This is a genomic window from Dolichospermum lemmermannii CS-548 (assembly GCF_028330815.1).
In the GTDB taxonomy this organism is placed as follows: Bacteria; Cyanobacteriota; Cyanobacteriia; order Cyanobacteriales; family Nostocaceae; genus Dolichospermum; species Dolichospermum lemmermannii.
Genome location: NZ_JAQMTJ010000263.1, coordinates 1 through 24,546, shown reverse-complemented (window position 1 = coordinate 24,546; position 24,546 = coordinate 1). Strand labels below are relative to the sequence as shown.

26 protein-coding genes and 1 pseudogene are annotated in these 24,546 nt (G+C 36.7%); 8 read left to right on the top strand and 19 right to left on the bottom strand.

Annotated elements, in window-relative coordinates; all coding sequences use genetic code 11:
- Positions 1 to 255 precede the first annotated feature (255 nt).
- Positions 256 to 957 carry a hypothetical protein gene (locus PN450_RS17910; protein WP_148767077.1) on the top strand — a complete coding sequence of 234 codons (702 nt, stop codon included), beginning with the start codon at positions 256 to 258 and terminating at the stop codon, positions 955 to 957.
- A gap of 16 nt (positions 958 to 973) precedes the next feature.
- Here the strand turns inward: PN450_RS17910 and PN450_RS17905 are convergent, their stop codons facing one another.
- From PN450_RS17905 to PN450_RS17860, 10 genes are all read right to left on the bottom strand, one after another.
- A complete protein-coding gene (locus PN450_RS17905; protein ID WP_168654023.1) occupies positions 974 to 1,120 on the bottom strand; it encodes a hypothetical protein in 147 nt (48 codons plus the stop codon).
- A gap of 53 nt (positions 1,121 to 1,173) precedes the next feature.
- Complete coding sequence (gene clpP, locus PN450_RS17900) at positions 1,174 to 1,779, bottom strand: ATP-dependent Clp endopeptidase proteolytic subunit ClpP (RefSeq protein WP_015083163.1); 606 nt, start codon at positions 1,777 to 1,779, stop codon at positions 1,174 to 1,176.
- 657 nt (positions 1,780 to 2,436) lie between these two features.
- Positions 2,437 to 3,396, bottom strand: a complete 960-nt coding sequence (locus tag PN450_RS17895; RefSeq protein WP_148764851.1) for an FTR1 family iron permease — start codon at positions 3,394 to 3,396, stop codon at positions 2,437 to 2,439.
- A 161-nt stretch (positions 3,397 to 3,557) separates the two neighbouring features.
- Positions 3,558 to 3,992, bottom strand: a complete 435-nt coding sequence (locus PN450_RS17890; protein ID WP_015080571.1) for a ferritin-like domain-containing protein — start codon at positions 3,990 to 3,992, stop codon at positions 3,558 to 3,560.
- Positions 3,993 to 4,172: 180 nt separating this feature from the next.
- Complete coding sequence (locus PN450_RS17885) at positions 4,173 to 5,201, bottom strand: ComEA family DNA-binding protein (protein WP_271837098.1); 1,029 nt, start codon at positions 5,199 to 5,201, stop codon at positions 4,173 to 4,175.
- Between the two features lie 137 nt (positions 5,202 to 5,338).
- A complete protein-coding gene (locus PN450_RS17880) occupies positions 5,339 to 6,589 on the bottom strand; it encodes a WD40 repeat domain-containing protein (RefSeq protein WP_271837097.1) in 1,251 nt (416 codons plus the stop codon).
- Positions 6,590 to 6,671: 82 nt separating this feature from the next.
- The gene (locus tag PN450_RS17875; RefSeq protein WP_271837096.1) at positions 6,672 to 7,211 is read right to left on the bottom strand and encodes a ferric reductase-like transmembrane domain-containing protein; all 540 of its coding nucleotides are present in this window, start codon (positions 7,209 to 7,211) and stop codon (positions 6,672 to 6,674) included.
- A gap of 155 nt (positions 7,212 to 7,366) precedes the next feature.
- The gene (locus PN450_RS17870) at positions 7,367 to 8,371 is read right to left on the bottom strand and encodes a multicopper oxidase domain-containing protein (protein ID WP_271837095.1); all 1,005 of its coding nucleotides are present in this window, start codon (positions 8,369 to 8,371) and stop codon (positions 7,367 to 7,369) included.
- Between the two features lie 443 nt (positions 8,372 to 8,814).
- Positions 8,815 to 9,390: a Uma2 family endonuclease gene (locus tag PN450_RS17865; protein ID WP_148764862.1), complete on the bottom strand. Its 576-nt coding sequence runs from the start codon at positions 9,388 to 9,390 to the stop codon at positions 8,815 to 8,817.
- 149 nt (positions 9,391 to 9,539) lie between these two features.
- The gene (locus tag PN450_RS17860) at positions 9,540 to 9,791 is read right to left on the bottom strand and encodes a hypothetical protein (RefSeq protein ID WP_148764864.1); all 252 of its coding nucleotides are present in this window, start codon (positions 9,789 to 9,791) and stop codon (positions 9,540 to 9,542) included.
- A 452-nt stretch (positions 9,792 to 10,243) separates the two neighbouring features.
- Here PN450_RS17860 and PN450_RS17855 point away from each other — a divergent pair.
- A pseudogene (locus PN450_RS17855) lies at positions 10,244 to 10,573 on the top strand (IS4 family transposase); the annotation flags it as partial.
- Positions 10,574 to 10,831: 258 nt separating this feature from the next.
- Here the strand turns inward: PN450_RS17855 and PN450_RS17850 are convergent.
- Both PN450_RS17850 and PN450_RS17845 read right to left on the bottom strand, forming a co-directional pair.
- A complete protein-coding gene (locus tag PN450_RS17850) occupies positions 10,832 to 11,830 on the bottom strand; it encodes a metal ABC transporter solute-binding protein, Zn/Mn family (RefSeq protein ID WP_271837094.1) in 999 nt (332 codons plus the stop codon).
- Positions 11,831 to 11,936: 106 nt separating this feature from the next.
- A complete protein-coding gene (locus PN450_RS17845) occupies positions 11,937 to 12,209 on the bottom strand; it encodes a hypothetical protein (protein ID WP_148764868.1) in 273 nt (90 codons plus the stop codon).
- A gap of 24 nt (positions 12,210 to 12,233) precedes the next feature.
- On the opposite strand from PN450_RS17845, the gene PN450_RS17840 reads away from it, so the two are divergent.
- Positions 12,234 to 12,389, top strand: a complete 156-nt coding sequence (locus PN450_RS17840) for a hypothetical protein (RefSeq protein WP_246862961.1) — start codon at positions 12,234 to 12,236, stop codon at positions 12,387 to 12,389.
- Here the strand turns inward: PN450_RS17840 and PN450_RS17835 are convergent.
- Positions 12,386 to 13,729: a Mur ligase family protein gene (locus tag PN450_RS17835; protein WP_271837093.1), complete on the bottom strand. Its 1,344-nt coding sequence runs from the start codon at positions 13,727 to 13,729 to the stop codon at positions 12,386 to 12,388. The two genes, PN450_RS17840 and PN450_RS17835, sit on opposite strands and share 4 nt — an antisense overlap.
- A gap of 232 nt (positions 13,730 to 13,961) precedes the next feature.
- Between PN450_RS17835 and PN450_RS17830 the strand changes: the two genes are divergently transcribed.
- From PN450_RS17830 to PN450_RS17820, 3 genes are all read left to right on the top strand, one after another.
- Positions 13,962 to 14,555, top strand: a complete 594-nt coding sequence (locus PN450_RS17830; protein WP_148764872.1) for a thylakoid membrane photosystem I accumulation factor — start codon at positions 13,962 to 13,964, stop codon at positions 14,553 to 14,555.
- Between the two features lie 300 nt (positions 14,556 to 14,855).
- Positions 14,856 to 15,275 (top strand): plastocyanin, encoded by a 420-nt coding sequence (gene petE / locus PN450_RS17825; protein WP_148764874.1) that lies wholly within the window; start codon positions 14,856 to 14,858, stop codon positions 15,273 to 15,275.
- 117 nt (positions 15,276 to 15,392) lie between these two features.
- Positions 15,393 to 16,274 carry a TauD/TfdA family dioxygenase gene (locus PN450_RS17820; RefSeq protein ID WP_148764876.1) on the top strand — a complete coding sequence of 294 codons (882 nt, stop codon included), beginning with the start codon at positions 15,393 to 15,395 and terminating at the stop codon, positions 16,272 to 16,274.
- A 41-nt stretch (positions 16,275 to 16,315) separates the two neighbouring features.
- Here PN450_RS17820 and PN450_RS17815 read toward each other — a convergent pair whose 3' ends face one another.
- Positions 16,316 to 17,824 carry a UbiD family decarboxylase gene (locus tag PN450_RS17815; protein ID WP_271837092.1) on the bottom strand — a complete coding sequence of 503 codons (1,509 nt, stop codon included), beginning with the start codon at positions 17,822 to 17,824 and terminating at the stop codon, positions 16,316 to 16,318.
- Between the two features lie 233 nt (positions 17,825 to 18,057).
- On the opposite strand from PN450_RS17815, the gene PN450_RS17810 reads away from it, so the two are divergent.
- Positions 18,058 to 19,425 carry a hypothetical protein gene (locus tag PN450_RS17810; RefSeq protein WP_271837091.1) on the top strand — a complete coding sequence of 456 codons (1,368 nt, stop codon included), beginning with the start codon at positions 18,058 to 18,060 and terminating at the stop codon, positions 19,423 to 19,425.
- A 243-nt stretch (positions 19,426 to 19,668) separates the two neighbouring features.
- On the opposite strand, the gene PN450_RS17805 is transcribed toward PN450_RS17810, so the two are convergent.
- The 4 genes from PN450_RS17805 to PN450_RS17790 all read right to left on the bottom strand — a co-directional run bounded on the left by PN450_RS17805 (position 19,669) and on the right by PN450_RS17790 (position 22,588).
- On the bottom strand, positions 19,669 to 20,511 hold the full coding sequence (locus PN450_RS17805) for a tetratricopeptide repeat protein (protein WP_271837090.1): 843 nt from the start codon (positions 20,509 to 20,511) through the stop codon (positions 19,669 to 19,671).
- A 306-nt stretch (positions 20,512 to 20,817) separates the two neighbouring features.
- The gene (locus PN450_RS17800; RefSeq protein ID WP_148764884.1) at positions 20,818 to 21,732 is read right to left on the bottom strand and encodes a ribonuclease D; all 915 of its coding nucleotides are present in this window, start codon (positions 21,730 to 21,732) and stop codon (positions 20,818 to 20,820) included.
- A 217-nt stretch (positions 21,733 to 21,949) separates the two neighbouring features.
- Positions 21,950 to 22,165, bottom strand: coding sequence for a hypothetical protein (locus tag PN450_RS17795; protein WP_148764886.1), 216 nt, complete (start codon positions 22,163 to 22,165; stop codon positions 21,950 to 21,952).
- Between the two features lie 90 nt (positions 22,166 to 22,255).
- On the bottom strand, positions 22,256 to 22,588 hold the full coding sequence (locus tag PN450_RS17790) for an RNA recognition motif domain-containing protein (RefSeq protein ID WP_168651700.1): 333 nt from the start codon (positions 22,586 to 22,588) through the stop codon (positions 22,256 to 22,258).
- Positions 22,589 to 22,933: 345 nt separating this feature from the next.
- Between PN450_RS17790 and PN450_RS17785 the strand changes: the two genes are divergently transcribed.
- Complete coding sequence (locus PN450_RS17785; protein WP_015078362.1) at positions 22,934 to 23,380, top strand: SRPBCC family protein; 447 nt, start codon at positions 22,934 to 22,936, stop codon at positions 23,378 to 23,380.
- A gap of 54 nt (positions 23,381 to 23,434) precedes the next feature.
- Here PN450_RS17785 and psbA read toward each other — a convergent pair whose 3' ends face one another.
- On the bottom strand, positions 23,435 to 24,517 hold the full coding sequence (gene psbA / locus PN450_RS17780) for a photosystem II q(b) protein (protein WP_015078361.1): 1,083 nt from the start codon (positions 24,515 to 24,517) through the stop codon (positions 23,435 to 23,437).
- Positions 24,518 to 24,546: the final 29 nt, after the last annotated feature.

Sequence of the window (24,546 nt, the reverse complement as noted above, 5' to 3'; positions counted from 1 at the left end):
CAGTAGGGGCGAAGCATTTGGAAGATAAATTATCGCTCATTGCCAAAAATAGTTCTCCAAATGCTTCGCCCGTACAGTTGTCAGTTGTTAGTAGGGGCGAAGCATTTGGAAGATAAATTATCGCTCATTGCCAAAAATAGTTCTCCAAATGCTTCGCCCGTACAGTAGTCAGTGGTCAGTGGTCAGTGGTCAGTTGTGCGCTGACTAGCAATTTATGTTATTAGGAAAATTTAGATAAAAATGGTTGAAAGTATGATGTTGGCACAATTCCAGAATTTGTACCCCAACGGCAGTATTATCTCAGAATTAATAGAAATTTTTCAAGGGAAATATATCGTCCGTGTCAGTATACAACTCGAAGGTATCACCAGGGCAACGGCGATCGCAGGAGCAGAAACAGTAGAAGCAGCAGAAGACCAGGCTAGAAACAGAGCTTTAACGGTTTTGGGGATCAAAAATACACCGGGGGAAGTCACAAAATCTGTCTCCCCATTAGTTACCACTCCACAAATAAAACCCACTTTCCAGGAATCAAAACCTGTTCCCCCTGTTAACAATACACAGATATATACACCACCGCTACCAGAAGAAGAAATTGATCCCAAATTTCCAGAACCAGAAATATTTTCTCATCAAGAACCAGAATATCCACCTTTATCAGAAGTCCCTCCTAGTAATGTCACGCCATTTACACCTCGCAGTTATACCCCTTATGAGGATACTGGTGTCCAGTCAGTCGTCGGTAAAAAGAAAAGACATAATGAACCAGTAAATTTATCTGATGTCATTGCCCAAACAGACGTAGAAATCGAGCGCTTAGGCTGGACACCAGAACAAGGTAAAGATTATCTGGTCAAAACCTACAGTAAACGAGGACGTTCTCTGCTGAGTGAAGAAGAATTACGAAATTTTCTCACTTACCTCAAATCTCAACCAGATCCAATTGCGGGATTTTAGAATCAGGAGTCAGGAGTCAGGAGTCAGGAGTCAGGAGGAAGAAGAAAGAAGAAAGAAGAATTTTCTCATTGACAACTGACAACTGTACGGGCGAAGCATTTGGAGAACTATTTTTGGCAATGATCGATAATTTATCTTCCAAATGCTTCGCCCCTACTGACAACTGACAACTGACAACTGACAACTAACCACTGACAACTGACAACTAACCAATAACTAAACTAGAGGTACAGGACGACTACCGGCGGCATGACGGTCAATTACTTGGTCAATCAAGCCATATTCCTTGGCTTCGGCGGGAGACATAAAGAAATCACGTTCGGTATCTTCAGAAATCCGCTCAAATGGTTGACCAGTATGATCAGCGAGAAATTCGTTTAGCCGCTGCTTGTGATACAAAATTTCGCGGGCTTGAATTGCAATATCAGTTGCTTGTCCTTGAGCGCCACCGAGGGGTTGATGAATCATAATCCGTGAATGGGGTAAACTCATCCTTTTACCCTTTGTACCCGCGCTGAGGAGAAAAGCTCCCATACTGGCCGCCAATCCAGTACAAATTGTACAGACATCAGGGCGAATATGCTTCATGGTGTCAAAAATACCCATTCCCGCTGTCACAGAACCACCAGGAGAATTAATGTACATATATATGTCCTTCTCCGCGTCCTCAGAATCTAAAAACAGCAGTTGGGCAACAATCAAGTTAGCCAGATTGCTATCAACCTGTTCTCCCAAAAAAATAATCCGCTCACGCAACAGCCGTGAATAGATATCAAAGGCGCGTTCGCCTCGGCCGGATTGTTCAATAACGATAGGAATCATTTAGTGTGTTTTAGCTATTTTTCATTTATTCTATCGGTGACAACGGCTAATTGTGTTGAAATTGCCAATTAAGATTAGGACAAGCCAGGTGAAGAGAGCAGATAGAAGCTCATGTAAAGAAATATATTTTACGCAAATATCAGTATTATTACGGTTCTTGCTAATCGAGTGACTGGAGTAAAACAATGAGATATTCCCAGGGATTTAAAAATAAATTTGGATCTTTAGGACACTTTTTGGGAAAAACAAACGTCCACGTTGTTAGGTACATATAAAGAGAGAACTGGATCACATTTTTTCACAGATTTCTGAGCTATTCTCAAATTATATTCACCAAATCCGATAAACCAATAACACAAAGTGTATTGAGAATAACAAGTTCCTATGGAAGTCTCATCCATATAAATAAAGAGAGGGATATTATGCTAGAAAAACTTATACAAGCGGCCTTTATTACATTTTTATTGCAACTCATCGCCGTATTGAGTAAAACTACTCCAATACATCCCAAGGCAGTCTCACCTCTTGCGGAAATGTCGGGTCCTGTAATTAGTTCGACTTTTCAGGTTTCGGAGTAAAATGCAGCCTAGACGGAACAGGGAACAGGTAAAAATTTTAATCTTTTCCCTGATTACCAATCTTTTCAATCTTTTATTTTTAATTCCGCCCTGGGGTAGTAGTCATGACTTTATTTTTGCTATTCTGATTATCTCCACCTGTGATACTGCGGAAATATAGCCCACCAATACTGATGAGAAATATTAAATATCCCACGGCTTGAACAATATAGATTTTGTCTCTATAACCAAATAAGGACTTGAGAATGATACCTGGGAATTGTTCGTCAGATAAGATTTTTTCAGCATTCCAAACCATTGGACCTAAGATACAAGAGTGAATTCTGGTAAAGTGTTCATAATAGAAACAAAGATTTTCTGAAGAACGACTACTCAAAGCTAGATTAGCTGTGGCTTCATCAAAATGTTGTAAACCGGAAACTACTAAACCAGAAACAATTAATATTAATAAAACGCCCATAACTTGAAAGAATTGGCGAATATTAATTTTCACACCCCATTTAAATAATAAAACGCCAATTACTGACGCTGTGGCTAAACCACCCAGTGCGCCTAAAGTCGGTAATAAACCTTGTTGAAAATTAGCTGCAACGAAGAGAACAGTTTCAAATCCTTCGCGGACAATGGCGACTAGAATTAAACTAAAAACTCCCCAAGCTGCATTGGAATTTTTGCCTATTGCGTCGGTAACTGCTCCCTCAACTTGTGCTTTCATAAATCTGGCTTGTTTTGTCATCCAGATTAACATCCAACTCAGCATGACTATTGCTAAAACACTAAATACACCTTCCAATGTTGGCTCAACAACAGAGGTATATTGAGGATTAATAGATCCTAAGAATTTAATGATCCCCGTAAATAAAATACCGATTAAGCCACTGACAATAATACCAACAATTACGCCAGCATAAACCCAAGGGTTGAGTCGAGATTGTTGGGCTTTTTTTAATAATGCGAGAACAATACCCACAACTAAAGCGGCTTCGACACCTTCTCGCAGGGTAATTACAAAAGTGGGTAGAGCGGTACTAAAATTCATTTTATTAGTTAGTTGTCAGTGGTCAGTGGTCAGTAGGGGCGAAGCATTTGGAAGATAAATTATCGGTCATTGCCAAAAATAGTTCTCCAAATGCTTCGCCCGTACAGTGGTCAGTTGTAGATTTTATTTCTCCTGAATTCTGACTCCTGACTCCTGCTTTATTAGCTAAAATCGCGTAACATTTTCTTGAGTTCGAGATTGTGCATCTCTTCTTGTCCGATCATACCACGGCTGAATTCTTCTAAATAAATACTGGCATTGTTGACAACTGCTAGAAGACTTTTGTACATATCTAAAGCTTTCTTTTCATGGGATAAACTTTCTTGCAAAATATCCTTAACGTTATGTTTGAAAGTTTCTTCCATTGGGGCGATTCTCAAAGTAGGATGTCCTTCTAAGCCTGTGAGAATTTCTCCCACTTGTTGAGCATGAAGTAATGATTCTGTGGCTTGCGCTTTGAAGAATGCCACAATAGGTATACGATTTGGACCTGTTACCATTAAGGAATAATGGGTGTAGCGAACTACCCCTGCTAGTTCAAATTCCATAATGGAGTTGAGAATATCAATTGTTTTTTGGTGGTCGAGTTCTTGCATTAGTTGTTAAGTTGAGCAAAATTACATCAGGAGAGGATTTAGCTACCAATTATTAGTGAGCAGTTATACTTTTTTTAAGGTTTGAAAACCCTAACTGTTTTCACTCTTAGTTTTTAACTATTTTCTCTCTTATTCATCATTTTAAACTGCTTATTCTGGACTTCCAATGGTGTGAAAATACTAACTTTGTGCTTTAGTGCTGGTTTTTTCTCGCACTTTTTGGGTATTTTCCTCGATGGTTTTCACTAGCTTGGTAACATCTTCTGGAGTGCTAACTGCTTGCGCTGGGGGGATAGCAGTAGGCCAAACTTTCACTAGTTCTCCAAAAGCTGTATCTATGGCTTTGTGTGCTTGAGGATGTTCTTGGGTCATTTGGCTAGAAATACTTTTATATAGCTCCTGAGAATAGACGACAAAACCACGAGAATCTTGATATTCAATGGGGGCAGTAATTTTGCCATTCGCAATTGCTGCACCATATTCTGAGTTGGCTGCGTCTAGTAAACTGGTGATTACTTGCAGAACAAATTCGGGTTTACTGCGTTGTTCGGCTGGTAAAATTGCGATCGCACTATCAACGGCTTGCACAGAAGTGGTAAAGTTAGTTTTTATTTTGGCATCCTTGGGATTAGATTTCACTAAATCAGTTAAACTGACTAAGTTGCTTTTAAATTCTTTAACTTTACGTTCATCTAATTGTTCTTCAATATCAATATAAATCTCCTCAACTGGATGTCCAATATGGGGTTGAGCTTGTTTGGGTTGATTTTGATCTAATAATTCTTTGGCTACTAAAAGATGTCCTTTCATTAACCCCAATTTGGTCATGTAGTCAATATCTTTAGCTTCACCTGTAAGTACCACTTCCTCAACTGTCACCATGTCTTTAATTTGGTCAAACTGTGGTTGAGTAATCACTTTTTTACTGACTAAATCCGTTGGATTAGCGTAGGGACGATTAGCTTGGATTTTGTTGGATAAAGCCGGAATTCCTAATGTAGCTTCTAATTTATCTAACTGCGATAAAATTGCATTATTGATATTAATTTTAGCTTTACCACTATGACCGCTATGGGCGCTGGTTTCGGCAACTTGGGCTGTACTTGGTGTTGATTTAACATCTGCTGTGGGTGAGTCGCTGGTACAAGAACTCAGGGAAATCATCGCACAAGCCGCGATAGATAAGAATAAATAACGGAATTTGATCATTTTTACTCCTGGTAAATTGAATAGTTCTAACCAGCTTAATAGCTTTTTTAATAACCTCTTATTTTGATCTATCACAAATGAGAGATTTTATCAAATAATTTATCTAGGATTCTAAATTATTTGCCTATATACTTATATTATTTTTTACCAAGGAGCGTGTTTTTATGAGCATAATGCAAATTATGCTGATATTCAATCATCTTTTGTTGGGCAACTGGATAATGAATACTAGAAACTGGAATAGTTTGCATTAACTTTATTGCTTGTTGCCAATTATTAACTACTTGTTGCCATTCCGGTAAAGAGGTTGCTGTTTGGGTAAGATTAGCAGCATTTATCGCTGCATTCACAGCTTGACGAAAATTATCAACTTGGGAATCAAAACTTGATTTAATATTTGTTATCTCTGACGATAAACTCCAAAGTTTAATAGTTGCGTCTGCGCTACCACTGATCAGAATTTGTTGATTAGGACTAAAAGCTAAAGACCAAACTGCTTTTTTATGACCATTAAGAGTATTAATTAATTTGCCATTTTCTACATTCCAAAGTTTAATATTATGATCATAGCTACCACTGGCTAAAGTTTGCCCATTAGGACTAAAAACTACAGAATAAACAGCTTTATCATGTCCTACCAAAGATTGAGATAATTCTCCTGTTTGGATATTCCATAATCTAATAGTATGATCAGAACTACCACTGGCAAGATATTTACCATCTGGACTAATAGCTATAGACCAAATTGGTTGTTCATGTGCTGCTAAAGGTGTTCTAATTTTGCCTGTGGGAATATGCCAAAGCATAATTTTACCACTTTCACCAGCACTAGCCAGAATTTTGCCATCTGGACTAATAGCAACGGTTCTAACTTCATCCGATTGTTGAAAAGTGCGGATAATTTCACCAGTTTCTATATTCCAAAGTTTCACGGTTTTATCCCAGCTACTACTAGCTAATATTTTACCATTTGGGCTAAATGCAACAGATTTTACATCATCTAAATGTCCAGATAAAGTCCGAATTAATTGCCCTGTTTGTAAATTCCAAAGTTTAATATTATGATCCCAACTACCACTAGCGATGATTTTACTGTCAGGGCTAATTGCTACAGAATTAACTGAATTTCCATGTCCACAAAGTCTGTGAATAATTTTCCCTGTCTTTAGATCCCAAACATCAATATCTTTGTTTAAATTACCATTAACTATGGTTTTTCCGTCAGGGCTAATAGCGACAGAATAAACACGCAAACCATTAATATTAAGAGTTTTATGATTGGGAATAATTACGTTTGCATTACTTTGACTATTTATATTTAGGTTGAATTTTACTAAACCTAAAATAGCAAGACTTAGTAAGATGAAAAATTCGCAATTGCAAATCATTTTATAACTAAAGTGTTGGAACTTGGGCGTAAAAGATGTTTTTTCCATACATAATCCTTTTGTTGATTTATGAAAGTTGATTTTAAATAATCTGTTTCTTTGCTTGTTGCTGTGATTCTTTTTGGTACTCTAGCCAACGTCTTTTTAAGAATAAAGCCATAATTATTGTCATAAAGATTAATTCTACTGGAGTTAAAAGATTCCAATGTCCAGACATTTTTTCTTGAATATGCCAGAATAATAAGAATATAGCTGTGTAGGTTAATTGATGTAATCTTCGCCAGTTTTTCTTCATTTTTTTCACACTCCAATCATTGGAAGTAAAAGCAAGTAAAGCAAATATAATTAATGATGCTGTTCCTTCTACAGAAATGCTATAGGTTTGTAAATCAAATAAATCTACATTTCTTTTAATTACTATTAAAACCACATGACCTAAAGCCACTAAAAAAGCCAAAATACCTAATTGGCGACGATATTTTAATAAATTAACGATAAATCTGGCTTTTTTTACAGCAGGAATACTTATTCTTAAACAACTAGGAAGCAAAGTGAATATATAAGTAAATAAAGATAAGCAACCTAGTAAATTAGCTGGAGATATTGCAGAATTAATGAACATATACAGATGGCTTTTTTCTCTGACGAAACAACTTGATGGATGAAAAAAGATGCAATTTTTACTAGTTATATAATATGGATATATAGAATAACTGATAAAAATTCTTAATACATAAACAAAAAAATAGGTTGAAGATTTAATGACCAAAGATTTATTTAGGTTTGCTTCTGGGTAATGACTTCAAACTGTCCCATACACCCACTTTCAGCAATAGCATCTTGGTGAGGATGAAACATATACTTACCCGGATAGCGAAATGCAAACTCTAAAATATGCCTTTCTGCTACACCCATTGTTAAAACATCGGTTTTTTCACTGGGAGTCATTGTCATACCGGAACGATAAACATTAAAGAAATTAGCGTGCATATGAAACGTCACAGCGGGATCAAATTCAATAATATTCAAAACATAGACCCGAATCAACTGATTTTGATAAATTTGAATGGGATGGTGCATATAATGATGCGGCACACCATTAAAAGCATAATATTCATTGCGATTATCATCATTTATGTCATACCCAGACATGATTAAAACAATTTCATCAGCAGGAGGACGGGGTTTAGGAGGGTCAATAATAAACATCCCATATAAACCTTTAGCAATATGACGAGTAACCGGAGCAATGTGACAATGATACAAATGAACGCCATAGGGTTCGGCATCAAATTCGTATATAGTCGCTTTACCATTACCCACGGGTTTTATTCCATCCATTTCAGCGGGATGAACTCCGTGAAAATGCAGAGAATGGGAATGTCCAGCATTGTTGAGAAAAAGTATTCTTATTCTTTCCCCTTCTTTAGCCCTAAGTGTTGGTCCAGGAATCCGCCCATTTAAATCCCAAATGTTGTAGGAGACAGCACTATTAAGCTGAATGGTGGAAGTACCAGCAGTTAGCTGAAATTCGCGGACTGTACGCCCATTTTCCTGCTTAACTGTCCCATAATCAAACTCTCGTAACACCTGCATGGGGTTAGTAGCACCATTAGATGCTGCCATTTCCATTGGTGGGATTCTGACACTGGCATGATTTTTGACATTCAATATCTGCCAAATTGCTCCCGCACCAATGACTCCAGCGCCGGATAATCCCAGTTGTAGCAATTGGCGACGACTCCAAATTTTATCTTTACTGAAAGTAAAGTTGTCAGACATGAGACTAATAGGGATATGGGTATGTAAGAAATTGCAAATTATTTGCAATTAGCTTTAGGTATCCTATCCGACTTAGGAATTATTGTCAATAACTTGGAAAAATAATTTTTAGGGGTTTTTGGTAGTGCGGGCATCTTGCCCGCGTGAGCGAGACGCTCACACTACAGTCCATCATTTTTATCTTGACAAACTACTAGTACAGTACAGTGTAAGTAAGATAACCATTAAAAATCCCTAAAAAGGTTATACAATCTGCTTTTTTAATTTTTAATTGTTAATTTTTAATTCCACCCTGCGGTACTAGTAAATGGAATAAGGTGCTAGGATCGCTCAGGTAAGTAATAAATTAGACTCAACTCCATTTACTTTAACTATAGCGGTTATCGGTTGAATGAAATACCGCTATAATATCCTGTAAATCCTTAAATCCTGGATATCCTGATTTAGACAAGAGGTAGCATCTGGGAAACTACAATTTCTAAATCAGGAAAATCTAAAGGAGATATGTTTTGATGTTCTGTGATAATTTCTCGATTTTGATAACCTTCTATTGTAGGATTTCTAAATACAATTAATTCGCGTTTCACTACATCTAATACCCAATAATCCTTAATTCCTGCTTGAGAATAAGCTTTAGCTTTTATTTCTGTATCTAGTTTTAAACTACTATCTGCAACTTCGATAATTAAATAAACTTCTGCTGGGGTAGGATGATGATCTGCATAGTCTAGGGGATCTATTTTTACTACAGCAATATCTGGTTCTGGTTCAGACCTTTCATTTAATTTTACAGGGTCTTGAACAGCTATCCAAGCCTGATTTCCTAAACGATTTTGTAATAATTTATTGGTTCTTCCTACTGCTGAACGGTGGGCTATTCCTTTAGCAACCATCCAAATTATTTTCCCCTCTAATAATTCTACCCGTTCACTTGGTTCAAATATTCCTGCTTCAGCCATTCTGTGGTATTCATCAACAGTCCACAGCCGCAATTGTAAGGGAGATTCTGTGGTTTGCATAGTTAATTAAGGTGAATATTTATTCACTATTATATGATATTTTATTTGTCAGAATCAGGATGTCCAGGATTAAAGGATTTACAGGATTTTTTATGAAATACTTTAATTCACCCTTGAGAATAAGCCTTGGCTTTAATTTACTAGCATATTCAGTTAAAATAATCATAAAAACTACTTTGATCAAAATCTTCTAAATAACCATAGTCTGATGATCTGTAGTCATCTGATTTTTGCATATCTTTACTATAGTACATATCATCATATTCTTCTTGATAAGAATCATCATAGTCATCATTATTATTTAAATCCTCTACCGAATAATTATCTTCATAATCATCACTAACTTGAGTGTTATGTTTTGTTAATGGCTCATATATTGTTTCGGATTTGATATTATACATTTTACAAATCTCAAGGCGACGGACAAGGCGACGCAATAGATAGTCATCAAATCAACCCTTCACAAATTCGTAACCAACACCCTCTTGCCAACCTAACCAAATTCCCCCCACACTGCCTGGGAAATATCCTTGGGGTGCTTTAATCCCACATTCCGGACTTCAAAAAGTAGTATACAAAAACTACATTTACGACTAATTAAAAACTAGAATTTTAAAAAACTAAGTAGCCACCAATAAATAAATTACACACACCAAAAATCTAGCTTTTTTATTATGTTTAAAAAGCTAGTAAGACAGTTTAATTTGAATTTTTCAATCAGTTATGCAAATACAAGACTATGCGATCTGACGGGATGACAAAATAGTCTAAAAAGCTTATCAGATAAAGATTATACCGATTTATGGTAAAAAAAGATAGAAGCACTTTTCTCAATAAGGACTATCTATTGATAATGTTACCTGAATTCTACAAAACACACATAAAAAATCAATTAAATCTGGCAGAGTATATCTTGCTCAAAATTATGATTATTCTGCTGCAATCGCTGAAAAAAGTAAGTTTAGAAACTTTGGCTACTGCTTTACCAATTCCGATTAAATTTGAAAGTAGAAAAAGAAAAATACAGAGATTTCTATCCTTGTCAAACCTAACAATTGAGAAAATCTGGTTTCCGATTGTGAAAACATTTTTAGAAACATATTTGAAGGATGAAAAGTTAATTTATGTAGTGATGGATAGGACGGCTTGGGGACGCATAAATTTATTCATGATTAGTATTATATTGATTGTAAAAATGTAGTCAAAATGTAGGTTGGGTAGAGCGATAGCCAAACCCAACACAGTTAGAACTTTGTCGTTTATGAATGTTGGGTAACATACGTCAACCCAACCTACTATGGTTTGACAGTTGCGCGTAAACTATAATTACCAGTTTCCCCTCTTTGTGAAGATTTGGCAACTAAGCGTAGCATTACTTGTGACAGCAGCTTAGTGATTAGACGTAAGTAGCAAATATTTTGTTTCTATGGAAATCCAGTAGCTATTTATTTCGAGAATTTTTAGGCTCAAATTTCAAATATGTTCCTCCCAATCCTTCTACAATTGTTCTTGTATTAGCAGCCATCATTTTCTGATAGGTTTCTCCGTCACTTCCTGGTTCACCTAGTCCGTCAATATAAAGTGGTCTTTGAAAAACCTTTACTTTCGCTGCTGTCGCTACAGGTGCGAGTAAATTAGAATTGGTATTTGTATCTGCAAAAATTGTTGGTACTTGATATTTTTGAATCTCTCTAACCAAATTTTTAACTTTTAGATCTGTCAATTTTCCTGTATTTTTGACATTACCTAAATTGACTGAATAGGGAATATCATAAGCTTTGACATAATAAATCATTGCTGAATTTGTTGTCACTAATTTTCTATTTTTATCGGGAATACTAGCTAATCTGCCTTTAATCCAACTATTAATTTGATTGATTTCTTTAGTTACTTTCTTGGTATTTTTATTATAAATATTTTTATTTTCTGGTGCTAATTTAACTAAGCTACTATTAATTATTTCTACCATTTTGATAGTATTAATAGGATTATGCCAAACATGAGGTTCAATAATTTGCTTACCATTTTTTCTGATTTGGATGGAATTTACACCCATAGTTTTAGCAACGGCAATTTTTAATTTAGGTTTTTTAATCTCTTCAATAATTTTAATTAAACCTGGTTCAAAATTATAACCATGATACAATACTAAACTAGCATTTTTAATGGCTTGATTATCTTCTGGTATGGGTTTATAATTTATGGGATTTATCCCAGGAGGAATTAAACAAATCAGATTAATTGTATCTCCAGCAACTTGTTTTGTTAAATCGCAAATTACGCTATTAGTTACTACGACAAACGGTAAATTATTATTAATATTTTTATTAGTGGTATTATATGTTGTATTAATAGGTTTATTTCCACATCCAGATAAACCCACCATTAAACCTAAAATGGTAGTTCTCAATAAATGTGGAGATAGTTTTTTTGCTGACATAATTGATTGTAATTGATGAATATATTAAAAAGTCCAGAAATAATTATATAAAGTAATAAAGACACAGACTTGCTGTGTCTTGTAAAACATTTATTGTTCTAATTTATTAAATTCCAGCCATAGGTAACTTACCTTGTAATTTCTGTAAATTAGCTTGAACACAATTAGTGCAATTGCAACCAATTTGTTCTATTACAGAATGTGTGATGCTATTTATTTGCGGTGTAGCTATATCAAAATTTGCTTGATTAGATGTCACCACAATCATTTGTACAGCGGGTGCAGCTTTGAATTTGGAAGCGTGTGCTGGGTTAACTACCAATAGCAGAGATGCTAAAAACATAGGAAAAGCCAGCAAAATCAGTTTGACTATTTTCATAAGTTGTCAGTTGTCAGTTGTCAGTTGTCAGTAGGGGCGAAGCATTTGGAAGATAAATTATCGGTCATTGCCAAAAATAGTTCTCCAAATGCTTCGCCCGTACGGCGAAGCATTTGGAAGATAAATTATCGGTCATTGCCAAAAATAGTTCTCCAAATGCTTCGCCCGTACAGTTGTTAGAGGATTTTTCTACCAGTCAATACTTCTCGGACTTCTAGCATGGCTGAATAGGTGGGGAGAATGTGTAAAGTTTCATTCACTGGTGTATGCTCTAGAGCAGTAGCGATCGCTTGCTGCAAATTTGACTCTACAATCAGATTGATGTCACTGTCCAGAGACTCCTGACTATAACGCAGACGTAAAGCCATATCATACACGCGATCGCCACTGACAATCAACGTTCCACCCCGTGCTACTAACTTTTCTGTATCCACATCCCAAATCCATGATACATCAGTACCATCAGGGGTTCTGTCATTCAACACCAATAAAGTAGTTTTATCGGTACTTTCAGTGACGACACGAATAGTTTCATTTGTTCCTACAGGGTTTTTTGATAATAAAATCCGCACCCGTTTACCATCAATTACCAAATCTTCTGCACGACCAAAAGCAGCTTGAAAATTATTAATTCCATCTCTAATACTAACTTCATCAACTCCTAATTCTTTTGCTGCTGTGGCTGCGGCTAAAGTATTATATTTGTTGTACAAACCCACAAGAATTTGTGACCAATCCTGGCTTAATAAAGCGGGTTTACTTTTAGTAAAACCACAACTAGGACAAGTAAAATCTCCCAAATGGGACAAATAAACCCCTTGATAATCTAAAGCATGACCACAGCTAGGACAATAAATAGAATCCACAGCATGAGGAATAGCTTCTAAATAATTTTCAGGTTCATTTAAACCAAAGAACAAAACCTTTTGGGGTAACTGTTGACCCAAATAAGATAAAGTCGGATCATCAGCATTGGGAATAACTACCGTTGTTGTTGGTAAAGTAGCAATCACCTTAGTCCACCGCTTACTAATACTATCCACTTCCCCATATCTATCCAACTGGTCACGGAACAGATTTAAACAGAGAATAATTCGAGGTTGTAGCGGTTTTAAAACCTTGGGAACTATATTTTCATCAACTTCCAAAATTGCATAATCTACATTCAGGTTTCCTAACAGATTCGCATTATCTATCAAAGCCGTTGCTAACCCATTTTCGAGATTTGCACCTGTAGAATTATGGGCAATCCGAAAGCCCTTCCGTTCTAAAATGGTGCATAATAGTAAAGCAGTAGTCGTCTTCCCATTCGTCCCCGCAATGAGAATTATCCCATTTTTCACTTGCTGACTCAATAACTCCAAAATGCGGGGTTCTATCCGTCGCGCAATCGAACCTGGTAAGACACTAGCAGCACCAAGACGCAGTGACCTCACCAAAAACGTGACACTTTTGGCCATTGATACCGCAAAACCCAAGCGGAGTCTATCTATAACTTTTATTTTCTTACCTACAGTCATGATTTATAAATAACCTATAATTGCAAAAAGAATTTAAACTTGTAAGTTTAACTAATTAGAAAAGATAGCATCAAAATGAGTATAGTCTCACTAACAAATAATTTTTTCTCTGAAAACACCATGTAAAGGTTATCTTAAAAAATAGTGCATGGGTGTGATTATTATCCAAACCAGTTAACATCAGTTCAGCACAAACTCACAAAAAATAGTAGCAAAGACAAGGTTTCTGTTAATGAATAGCATAAAGTGGCTTTTTTTACAAACTCAAATAATTGCTAACGGTCGCCGGTTAGTGTCAAAATGCTTATTGCTGCTTGTTTGTCTATTCGTAATTAGTATGCAGCCAGCATTAGCAGGTATTAAAGATGACCGATATGATGGCAATATTTTTGTAATTTATGCTGGTAATGGTTCTCTAGTTCCTTCCAAAGAAACACTAGCTCAGACATTAGCAGAACATAAACCAGCGATAGTGACATTCTACACTGATGACAGTAGCGATTGCAAAAAATATGCGCCGGTTGTTTCCGAAATGCAAGCATTCTATGGCCGCGCAACAGAAATCATTCCTATCAGCGTTGATACTCTTTTAGCTGACAAAACCTATCAACCCACAGAACCAGGATATTATTATGGAGGAAGTGTGCCTCAAGTTGTAGTTTTTGACCAGTCGGGTAAGGTAGTTTTCAATAAAAAAGGTCAAGTCCCTTTTGAGGAAATAGACGACAAATTGAGAGAAGTATTTGACTTATTACCCCGCACTGAGTCAGTCGAGTTAAAACGACGTTCACCGAGAGAATTCAGTAGTCAGTTAGAAGATCAATAGATATCTCCAAAAATTAAATGTGCGTTTCCTAGAACCCTTGTAGAGAGGTTCTATGGAACGTCTAACTCTCTCTAAGGAACGCAAATTTAGTAACCTGCAATTCTGATTTGACCGAAACTAGTGCGTTACTCTTTGCTTTAGCGCAGTCATTCTCGCAAATATTTGCATACCCTATTTTGGTAATTTAAACTAACCTTTAGGAAATTTAGAAAAATAAATATATGACAACCTGTCATATTTGGCATTGATTGTATTTAAAATGAGATCAGAAAAATAAACATACTTCCACAGGACAGAACCATGAAATCTATCGCAGCAACTTTGCGACGCTTAAGCCTAGCTGTATTAACAGTTATTGTAATTTTTGGTAGCTTTGCGGTATTTACCCCCACTGCATCTGCGGAAACATATACAGTTAAATTGGGCAGTGACAAAGGTATGTTAGCCTTTCAACCAAAGCAGTTGACTGTTAAGCCTGGTGACACAATTGAATGGAAGAACAACAAAGTTCCCCCCCACAACGTTGTTTTTGATCCTGCTAAAAACCCCACTAAGAGTGCTGATTTAGCTAAATCTTTGTCCCACAAGAAGTTATTAATGAGTCCCGGACAAACCGAAACCACCGTTATTCCTGCTGACGCTGCTCCTGGTTCTTATACTTTCTATTGCGAACCTCACCGTGGTGCTGGTATGGTTGGTCAAATCATCGTTGAAGGCTAATATATAGCTATTAACCATCCCTATGAATAAATGGGGATGGTAAAAGCCATCCTTTTGACAGACAATAAAGACATAAAAATACTTTTATAATTGTAGATAAAATTTTTTATATTTAATATGAATTTAATTACACAGCCAATTTCTGAAAAACTGGGACAGCAAATCATTAACCAAGACGATAAAAGTATTTTGGAAATAGACAGGGAAAAAATTATTAGTCTATTTAAAGAATATGGAATTTTGCTATTTAGAGGATTTACTGCTGATACCGGAATATTTAGAGAATTTAGTAATTTATTCAGCAATAATTTTTTAGATTATGCGGGTGGTGCTTTTAATAGAAGAGTAATTAATGATGATAAAACCATTTTAAGTGTCAATGATTTCCAAACAGAGATTAAGTTACATGGAGAAATGTACTATCAGAAGAACATTCCCCTGATGTTGTGGTTTTTTTGTGCGAATCCTGCTGCAAAAAATGGTGAAACAACAGTTTGTGATGGTAGACAATTTTTCGCAGAACTGAGTAATTCAACCAAAGAATTATTCAGTCAGAAGCAGCTAAAGTTTACTGCCAAAATGAATCAAGAGGAATGGCAGAGAAAATATAAAACTGATGATGTTAATGAATTAAAGGAGATATGTCAAAAAAATGATACACATCTGACTATATATGAAGATCAATCAATTCTCATTCAATATATTTGTCCAGTAGTTATTCCTAGCAGATGTGGAAAATATCAGATTTTTATTAATAGTCTTCTACCAGGAATGCAGTTAAATCCTGATCTTTGGAAGTTTGATGATAATTCAAAAATTCCTGATGAACTTATGAAGGAATTAAATGGAATCGCTGAGAGAATTACGACCAATATTGACTGGAAAAAAGGGGATATTTTAATGATTGATAATACCAGAGTAATGCACGGTAGAAGGGCTTTTACAGATGAAACGAGAGAGATTTATATCCGGTTATGTTCTCCAAATTTTCAATTTTAAAAAAATACTCCCCTCCTGATAGAGAAGGGAAAGTGTGGGTATTACTTCATATCATAACCAAACAAATTCGGATCAACTTCTCCTAATTGTAAATCCGCTAAACCGTATTCTTGCCAGCGTCTTTCTACCATTGCAGCTATATCAATATCTGATTTTAATGGTTCACCCCATTCATGTTCTGTTTCTGGAGGAATTTTTGTAGTGGCATCAATTCCCATTCTCCCACCTAACCCTAATTTCTCACTAGCAAAATCTAAAGTATCAAAGGGAGTATTTGGTAAAATAAATACATCTCTGGTAGGATCAACTTTAGAACTTATTGCCCAAACAACTTGACGAGGATCACGAACATTGATATCTTTATCAACGACAATCACAAATTTCGTGTAGGTAAATTGTGGTAACGCACTCCAAAACGCTAAAGCTGCTCGTCGTGCTTGTCCAGGATAGGCTTTATCTATGGAAATAATTGCGGCTTTGTAACTTAACGCTTCCATGGGTAGGAAAAAATCAACTATTTCTGAGACCTGTTGGCGTAAAATGGGGGTGTAAATCCGGTTAAGAGCGATCGCCATCATGGCTTCTTCTTTCGGTGGCAAACCGCTAAATGTGGTAAGATAAATTGGGTCTCTGCGGTGTGTCATGCACTGAAACCGCACCAAAGGCGAATCTTCCACACCGCCATAATATCCCATGTGGTCGCCAAAGGGTCCATCGGGTAAAACTTCCCCCGGTGTAATTGTCCCTTCTAAAACAAACTCGGAATCTGCGGGAACTTCCAAATCTACGGTTTTACACTTGGCTAAGTTGACTCCCGAACCGCCATACAATCCAGCAAATAACCACTCTGATAAATCTACAGGAATGGGTGTGGCTGCTGCCATAATGATTAAAGGATCAACACCCAGAGCGATCGCTACTTCTAACTTTTTACCACGTTCTGCCGCTTTCCGCAAGTGTCTCGCCCCTCCCCGCACCGATAACCAATGTACGGTCATTGTATTTTGAGATTGTAGCTGTAACCGATACACGCCTACATTGGGGATTCCCGTCTCACAATCCTTAGTAATTACCAATCCTAGCGTAATAATCTTTCCGGCATCTCCCGGATAAGGACGTATTAAAGGTAACTTATTTAAATCTAAATCATTCCCTGCCACTACCACTTGTTGACAAGGGGGAAAAAAGTCCCTTCCCGGTTTGGCTTTGATTACGTCAAACAGCACTTTAGCAAAATCTATGGCTTGGGAAATCTTTTTGGGTGGTTTGGGTTGCTGAAGCATACTCAGCTTCTTTCCCAGGGTTTCCAACTCTTCTGGTTTTTCCATGTTCATAGCCCAGCATATCCTTTCCACTGTCCCCATTAAATTTACCGCAACGGGGAAAGATGCACCTTTGACGTTTTCAAAGATTAAGCCTGGACCACCTTTTTGCAGCATTCGGTTGGAAATCTCTGCAATTTCCATATCTGGGTCAACTAAAGCCGAAATTCGCTTTAATTGTCCTCTTTCTTCTAGAATTTTAATGAATCCCCGTAAATCTCTCGCCATTGTTTTGTTTTAATTATGAAGAAGTGTAAAGCTATTTTTATCTTAGTCTTGATTTGGATAAGTTGATTTTTTAGTACGAATATACTATAATGAGGGAAATATGGATTTTCCTCACGCAGAGTCGCAGTGAACCAGCGCTGTAGAAGGGTTTCCCTCCGTAGGCGACTGGTGAACCCTAAGGGAGACGGGGAGAGGAAAATTGAGTTTTTACCTAATAAAAGTTAGGGGGTTTTATGTCGAAGTTAAATCACCAGATTTCCCTGTTAGAACTTATCCAAATTTTATCGGCATATCGTCAAAATATCATTTTGAATTTACATAAGTTAAAGGAAGATTACCACCGAACTGGTATTAAACGGGTGAGAGGTGTGAGAAATATTGATGGTGATTTGATTACTCCTTGGTTAGAAACTGAGGATGTTTATGCTGGTGATTTTGTGCAAATGGGTGTATTTGCTATAAATCGCAATACGGCTACTATTAATATGTTGATAAGCCGGAAGGTTAAGCTGGTGAAATCTGAAGATAATACCCATATTATTGAAGTTGCGGGTTTGCTGGCTCATGATTTGGATAATTTTAATAATTATACCATTGTTAAAGATGGAAAAGTTCATGTTTCTGCTTTAAATATCAAAATCAGCAACAAGAAAGTATTTGATTTATTACAAACTAAAGGTGTAATTATTGCTGACAAGTTTGATTTTAATTCTGAATATATAATTCAGTTAGATACTTTACCATTAGTTCCTGTTAATATCAAATTTGGTAGTATTGATGGGTTATTTACTCAATTAGCAGAAATCAAAGTTGTTATGAGTATTTTGTCTGCTTATTTACGCCATCAATCAGATGTATTTGTGAGTAATCAGGTAGAGGAATTAAAACAACATTATTTGTCAAAAAATCTCAATCTGAATTTTCCTAAAACTCAGGAATATCCAGATACAATTGATTCTCATATCAGTTATAAAATTGAGTTTGGTAATCAGGATATTCTCAATTTGAGTAAATTATATGCTGCTAATCAATTTTTAGCGCGAAGATATGAGGTTTATGACAAAGAAACTGGGGAGATTTTCCCTAAACCAACTTTAGAAATGGGTTTAAATCAAAATATCGGTTTTCGACAAAAAGCCCTTTCTACAAGAATGAAACTGACTAAAGTTGATGATTTGATGAAACCCATTTTTGACGACTTTCTGGGAATTAATATCAATGGTAAAGTAGGGGAAATTCTCAATAAAGTTGGTGATCATCGTTTAGCGTTGCTATTATATGCTCAACACGCTGGTAAATCTGTCAATGGAGAAGATTTGATTACAGCTATGACGACAGCTTACCAAAAATTAGCAGCTTATGTTGAGCAAACTTACCAAGAAAATATTTCCCCTATGGTATTTTACATTGGTGTGACAGGACTTTTACCAAATAAAATATCAGCTAAAGCCATGACTGCTGATGAATTAGCTGCTAAATATCCCCATTTGCAGTTTTCTAAACATGAACAAGCAGGAACATTTTTTGAAGTTGGAAATACCATTATTAGCGTTTACCCGCAAACCGAATATTACAGTAAAAATTCATTAGCAGTTAGTTAGTTAATTAATTAATTTTTTAGGGGTTTAGTAATACTAAACTCCAATATTTTTGGCGGTTGATATGGTAAAATATCAATACAGCAGATTTCGCTTTAATGAGATACAAACTTGAATTATGAAACTCTTGTAGTGCGGGCATACTATGGCTAACGCCACGCTGCGCTATCGACAAGCTCAGTACAAGTCTTGCCCGCTACATAAGTACCTCATAACACCGGAAATTGCTGTATAAGATACTATGAATTACTTCCCCAATTCCTCAATATTTTTCATCGCTTGTTGATATAAATCCTTATTTCCTTCCTTATCAAAAATCGCTGCTGCCCGTTGTAAATCTTTTAATGCTCCCCGTTTATCACCAATTGCAGCATAGGCGTTACCGCGATTATTGAAAGCAGCACCGAAGTTAGGATTAATGCGAACTGCTTCATTATAATCCGATATTGCTTTTTGTGGTTCTCCTCTTGATGCGTAAGCATTACCACGATTATTATAAGCTACAGCATATTCTTTATTGATCCGAATTGCTTGAGTGTAGTCCTCTAACGCCGCATTCTTATCACCTTGGTTTGCACGGGCGTTACCTCGATTATTGTAAACTTCGGCATATTTAGGCGTAATACTAATTGCTTGATTATAATTCGCAATCGCTCTTCTGTAATCTCCTATAGATACAAAAGCATTAGCACGATTATTGTACGCTTCCGCATCCTGAGGATTTAGACCCAATGCCTGATTATAATCCGCGATCGCTCCCTCTTTATTACCAGTATCAAAATAAACTAAACCCCTACCTTTAAATGCTGGTGCATATTGAGGATTCAGACTAATTGATTTACTATAGGCAGCAATAGCCGCTTGGTAATTACCTTTAAGATGTTGAGTTTGTCCCTGAACATAAAATTCCCCAGCTTTAGAGGTTCTCCCTATCTGTGGATTTGGGGGACTTGCTCCTCTTTCTGTCACCAAAACATCTTGATTATTACTGCAAGAAACGCAAATAATCCCGCTAAAAATAGTAACCATCGCTATAGTGAATGCTCTGTTTACTTCTCTGTGTTTGTGTCTCAATAACTGCCATTTCATAATTTACTATAAATCGCCATTATACCTGGAGTAAATCATTCACTAAATTGCTTACTTACTTAGGAAATACTCTCGCTTTTTGATTAATATTCAATTCAAATGATAAAATTCCCTGAAGTTATCGGAAATAAATAAATTTATCCAGCCAATCACCGCATATTACTAAATACTAAAAAAAATCCCTGATAGCTATATTTCTATTATTACTAGACTACCGTTGATAATTCTGTTAATTTTGTTAGCAATTTGAGAAAAATTTCCATACCAGTATCAGGAAATAGACTCAAAACTAGTTCACAGAGTTTCTCAGTATTCCTCACCTTCTTGATTTTTAGGCGTTATTTTCCAATAAGTATTTATATCAACATTTACAGTCAATTTTTCCAAATTTACCCCCAAATTTTTGCGAATATCTTCGGTTAGAGTAATTGTAAAATCTAAATCAACACCTTGATTTTCTACCAAATCTACCAATTCCTGAAACTGAGTCTTGATAGTTTTTCGCTCATAACTTGTAAGTTTGCAAGATGATGTTTCAGAAATATTCTGGACTAACATCGCTTGTTTTACCCGTTCTTGTAAATGCTCAAATTCTGATTTGAGTATTTTTTGTTGCTGTTCAATTTCTATATATCTAGCAGTCAATAAACTTAGATCTTCCCTAATTGGATCTATCTTTAAGTTTGCCTCTAATTCTAATAATCGTAAATGTACTTGAGCTAAATAAATACAATCAAGATAAGCATATTCTATCTGTTCTTCAGTTAATGGTCTTTTTCCCCAATCGCTCGTTTGCTCTTGTTTATTAATATCATGAAAATTACAAAGTTTAGTAGCTAGGGTTTTCAATTGATAATTAGGTAATGGTAGTAAATAGACGGGAATTTTCTTCGCCATTTCTAAGGTACAAGTAATATTTTTAGCTTTTTTAGCTCCCAAATATTTCACGTCATAACCAGCATTATGAAAAACTTTTTCAATAGCATCATTAACCATAATCCTCTCCACAAAATCAGCAATTACATCTGATTTATCGAGAACATCTAATAAATAAACACTATTACCAGTCATATCTTCAGGATTAGCTAACACCTGAATCAGTGATAATCTTGGATTACGAGTTTTATAATCAGCAACTTCTGTATCTATCCATAAAGTTTTAGCTGTGGTATATTCAGTAATTAAGGAAAGAATTTCCCTCGCAGCAGTAAGATAAGGCATTGGTAAATGTCAGGAAGTGTAAATTAGTTATCGCTTCCCAAAGTAACATTTTATGACTAATCATGCTGGCAAGTGCTACATGATCATTATTTTTATAGAAAATTTTCCATTAAAAAAGCTCAGGTATTAATTCCTGAACTTCTATTCAACGTGACGTAGTCCACACACTCCCTTTCAGGTGAGTGTGGGCAACGAGCGTGACTCCTCTATGAGGACATTAACTGAGCTTTAAGACCGTGCGCCCCACGGTTCTTTGGTTTTGAGATTTGTTTTTTGTTTTGTAGGCTGCATTTGGAGCATTTAATTGGACTACACCTACTCTCTTATAATAACATAAAATCAATATTTTGTTCATTTCGTCGCTGTAGCCTTCTTTGTTTTCGCTACGCTCAAATACAATTCTGGCTACGCAACTCAACTCACGCGCATTCATCCCACGCTCCTAAGAGTGAGACGTGGGATGAATGCTGATTAAGCTAATTATCCTAGATGCGGATATTTGTTAAGCTTTGGTCTATGGATATTAGTAACGGTTTCCACCGCCGCCACCGCCATAGCCGCCGCTACGGCCACCACCGCCGCTACGGTTTCCACCACCAAAAGAACTACGTTCTTCTCTGGGTTTAGCTTTGTTCACTTTTAAATCACGTCCCATCCATTCAGCACCATCAAGGGCTTCAATGGCTTTTTCTTCTTCTTCATCTGATTCCATTTCCACGAAACCGAAACCGCGAACTTTACCAGTTTCCCGGTCGGTAGGTAGCTGAACACGTTTTACCTTGCCATACTCCTTAAAAATTTCGCTCAAACCGTCTTGGGTAACTTCATAAGAGAGGTTGCCTACATAAATTGACATAGATTTTCTCCAAAATCATAAGAGTGTAGAGATTTAGATTTCGGAGAAAAGTCTGTAAATACCAAAGGGAAAAAGCCTATCAATACTAAAAACAAACGTGGTCCACCGAATTACTTCTCACCTCCCATTATGGCATAGAAAATAGATATCTAGGCAGTAAATTCAAAAAGTTTATAAAATATTTTTTTTATACCTTAATTAGCAATGGCAGCATCAGCTTTTTATGGCATTCTCTCGTTATACTTAGTTGAAGGATTTTTAGGGGTTAATTCGGGGGTTTCAGCCTATTTTCTGATAAAATTATCAAGACTGAATCTAAAGGCTCAATTTTAGGTTTCTTTGTTCATGTTGCACTTTAAACATTCCTCAATTATTAACGCACCAATAGAAGTAGTTTGGAAATTCCACGAAAGACCAGACATACTCCAAATACTCACCCCACCTTGGCAACCTGTACAAATAGTCAGACGGGAAGGAGGACTATCAGCAGGTGCAATTACAGAATTTCGGCTTTTTTTGGGTATTTTACCCTTAACTTGGTTAGCGCGGCACACAGACTATGAAGAATATCGTCTGTTCACCGATGAACAGATATCTGGACCTTTTGAGTCCTGGGTACATCGTCATGAGTTTACAGAAGAAAATGGCAAAACTAAATTAACCGATAATATTACTTATTCTATGCCTGGCGGTGATGGAATAGAATTTATCAGTGGTTGGTTAGTGCAAACACAGCTAGAAGCAATGTTTCGCTATCGGCATTATGTGACTAAACGCGAATGTGAAAAATGAATACAAAAAAACGCCCCCCATGATTGGAGAGCGTTTTTTATGTAACTAAACTTATTAACCGTTGATTGCAGGAGCGCTTAAAGCAACAGGAGCAACGTCAGCAGCAGCCAAGTCTAGAGGGAAGTTGTGAGCGTTACGCTCGTGCATTACTTCCATTCCTAAGTTAGCGCGGTTGATTACGTCAGCCCATGTAGCGATGACACGACCTTGAGAATCCATGACAGATTGGTTGAAGTTGAAACCGTTCAAGTTGAAAGCCATTGTGCTAACACCCAAAGCTGTGAACCAGATACCAATTACAGGCCAAGCAGCTAGTAAGAAGTGTAGTTGACGGCTGTTGTTGAAGGAAGCGTATTGGAAAATCAAGCGACCGAAGTAACCGTGAGCAGCAACGATGTTATAGGTTTCTTCTTCTTGACCGAATTTATAACCGTAGTTTTGTGATTCGTTTTCGGTTGTTTCTTTAACCAAGGAAGAAGTCACAAGTGAACCGTGCATTGCAGAGAACAAAGAACCACCGAAGACACCAGCTACACCTAACATATGGAAGGGGTGCATCAAGATGTTGTGTTCTGCTTGGAACACGATCATGAAGTTGAATGTTCCAGAGATACCCAAAGGCATACCGTCTGAGAATGAACCTTGACCGATTGGGTAGATCAAGAATACTGCGGTAGCAGCAGCTACAGGTGCGGAGAATGCTAGGCAAATCCAAGGACGCATTCCTAAGCGGTAAGAAAGTTCCCATTCACGACCGAGGTAGCAGAATACGCCGATCAAGAAGTGGAATACTACTAACTGGTAAGGACCGCCGTTATACAACCACTCATCTAAAGAAGCAGATTCCCAAATAGGGTAGAAGTGTAAACCGATAGCGTTGGAAGAAGGAACTACTGCACCGGAGATGATGTTGTTTCCGTAGAGTAGAGAACCTGCAACTGGTTCGCGGATACCATCAATGTCCACGGGAGGAGCAGCGATAAATGCAATTACAAAGCAAGTAATTGCAGCGAGGAGGGTAGGGATCATTAATACTCCGAACCAACCGATATATAAACGGTTGTCAGTGCTGGTGATCCATTCGCAGAAGCGATTCCATACGTTAGCACTTTCGCGCTGTTGTAAGGTAGTTGTCATGTGTTTATAATTGCGTTTGAGTTATGTAT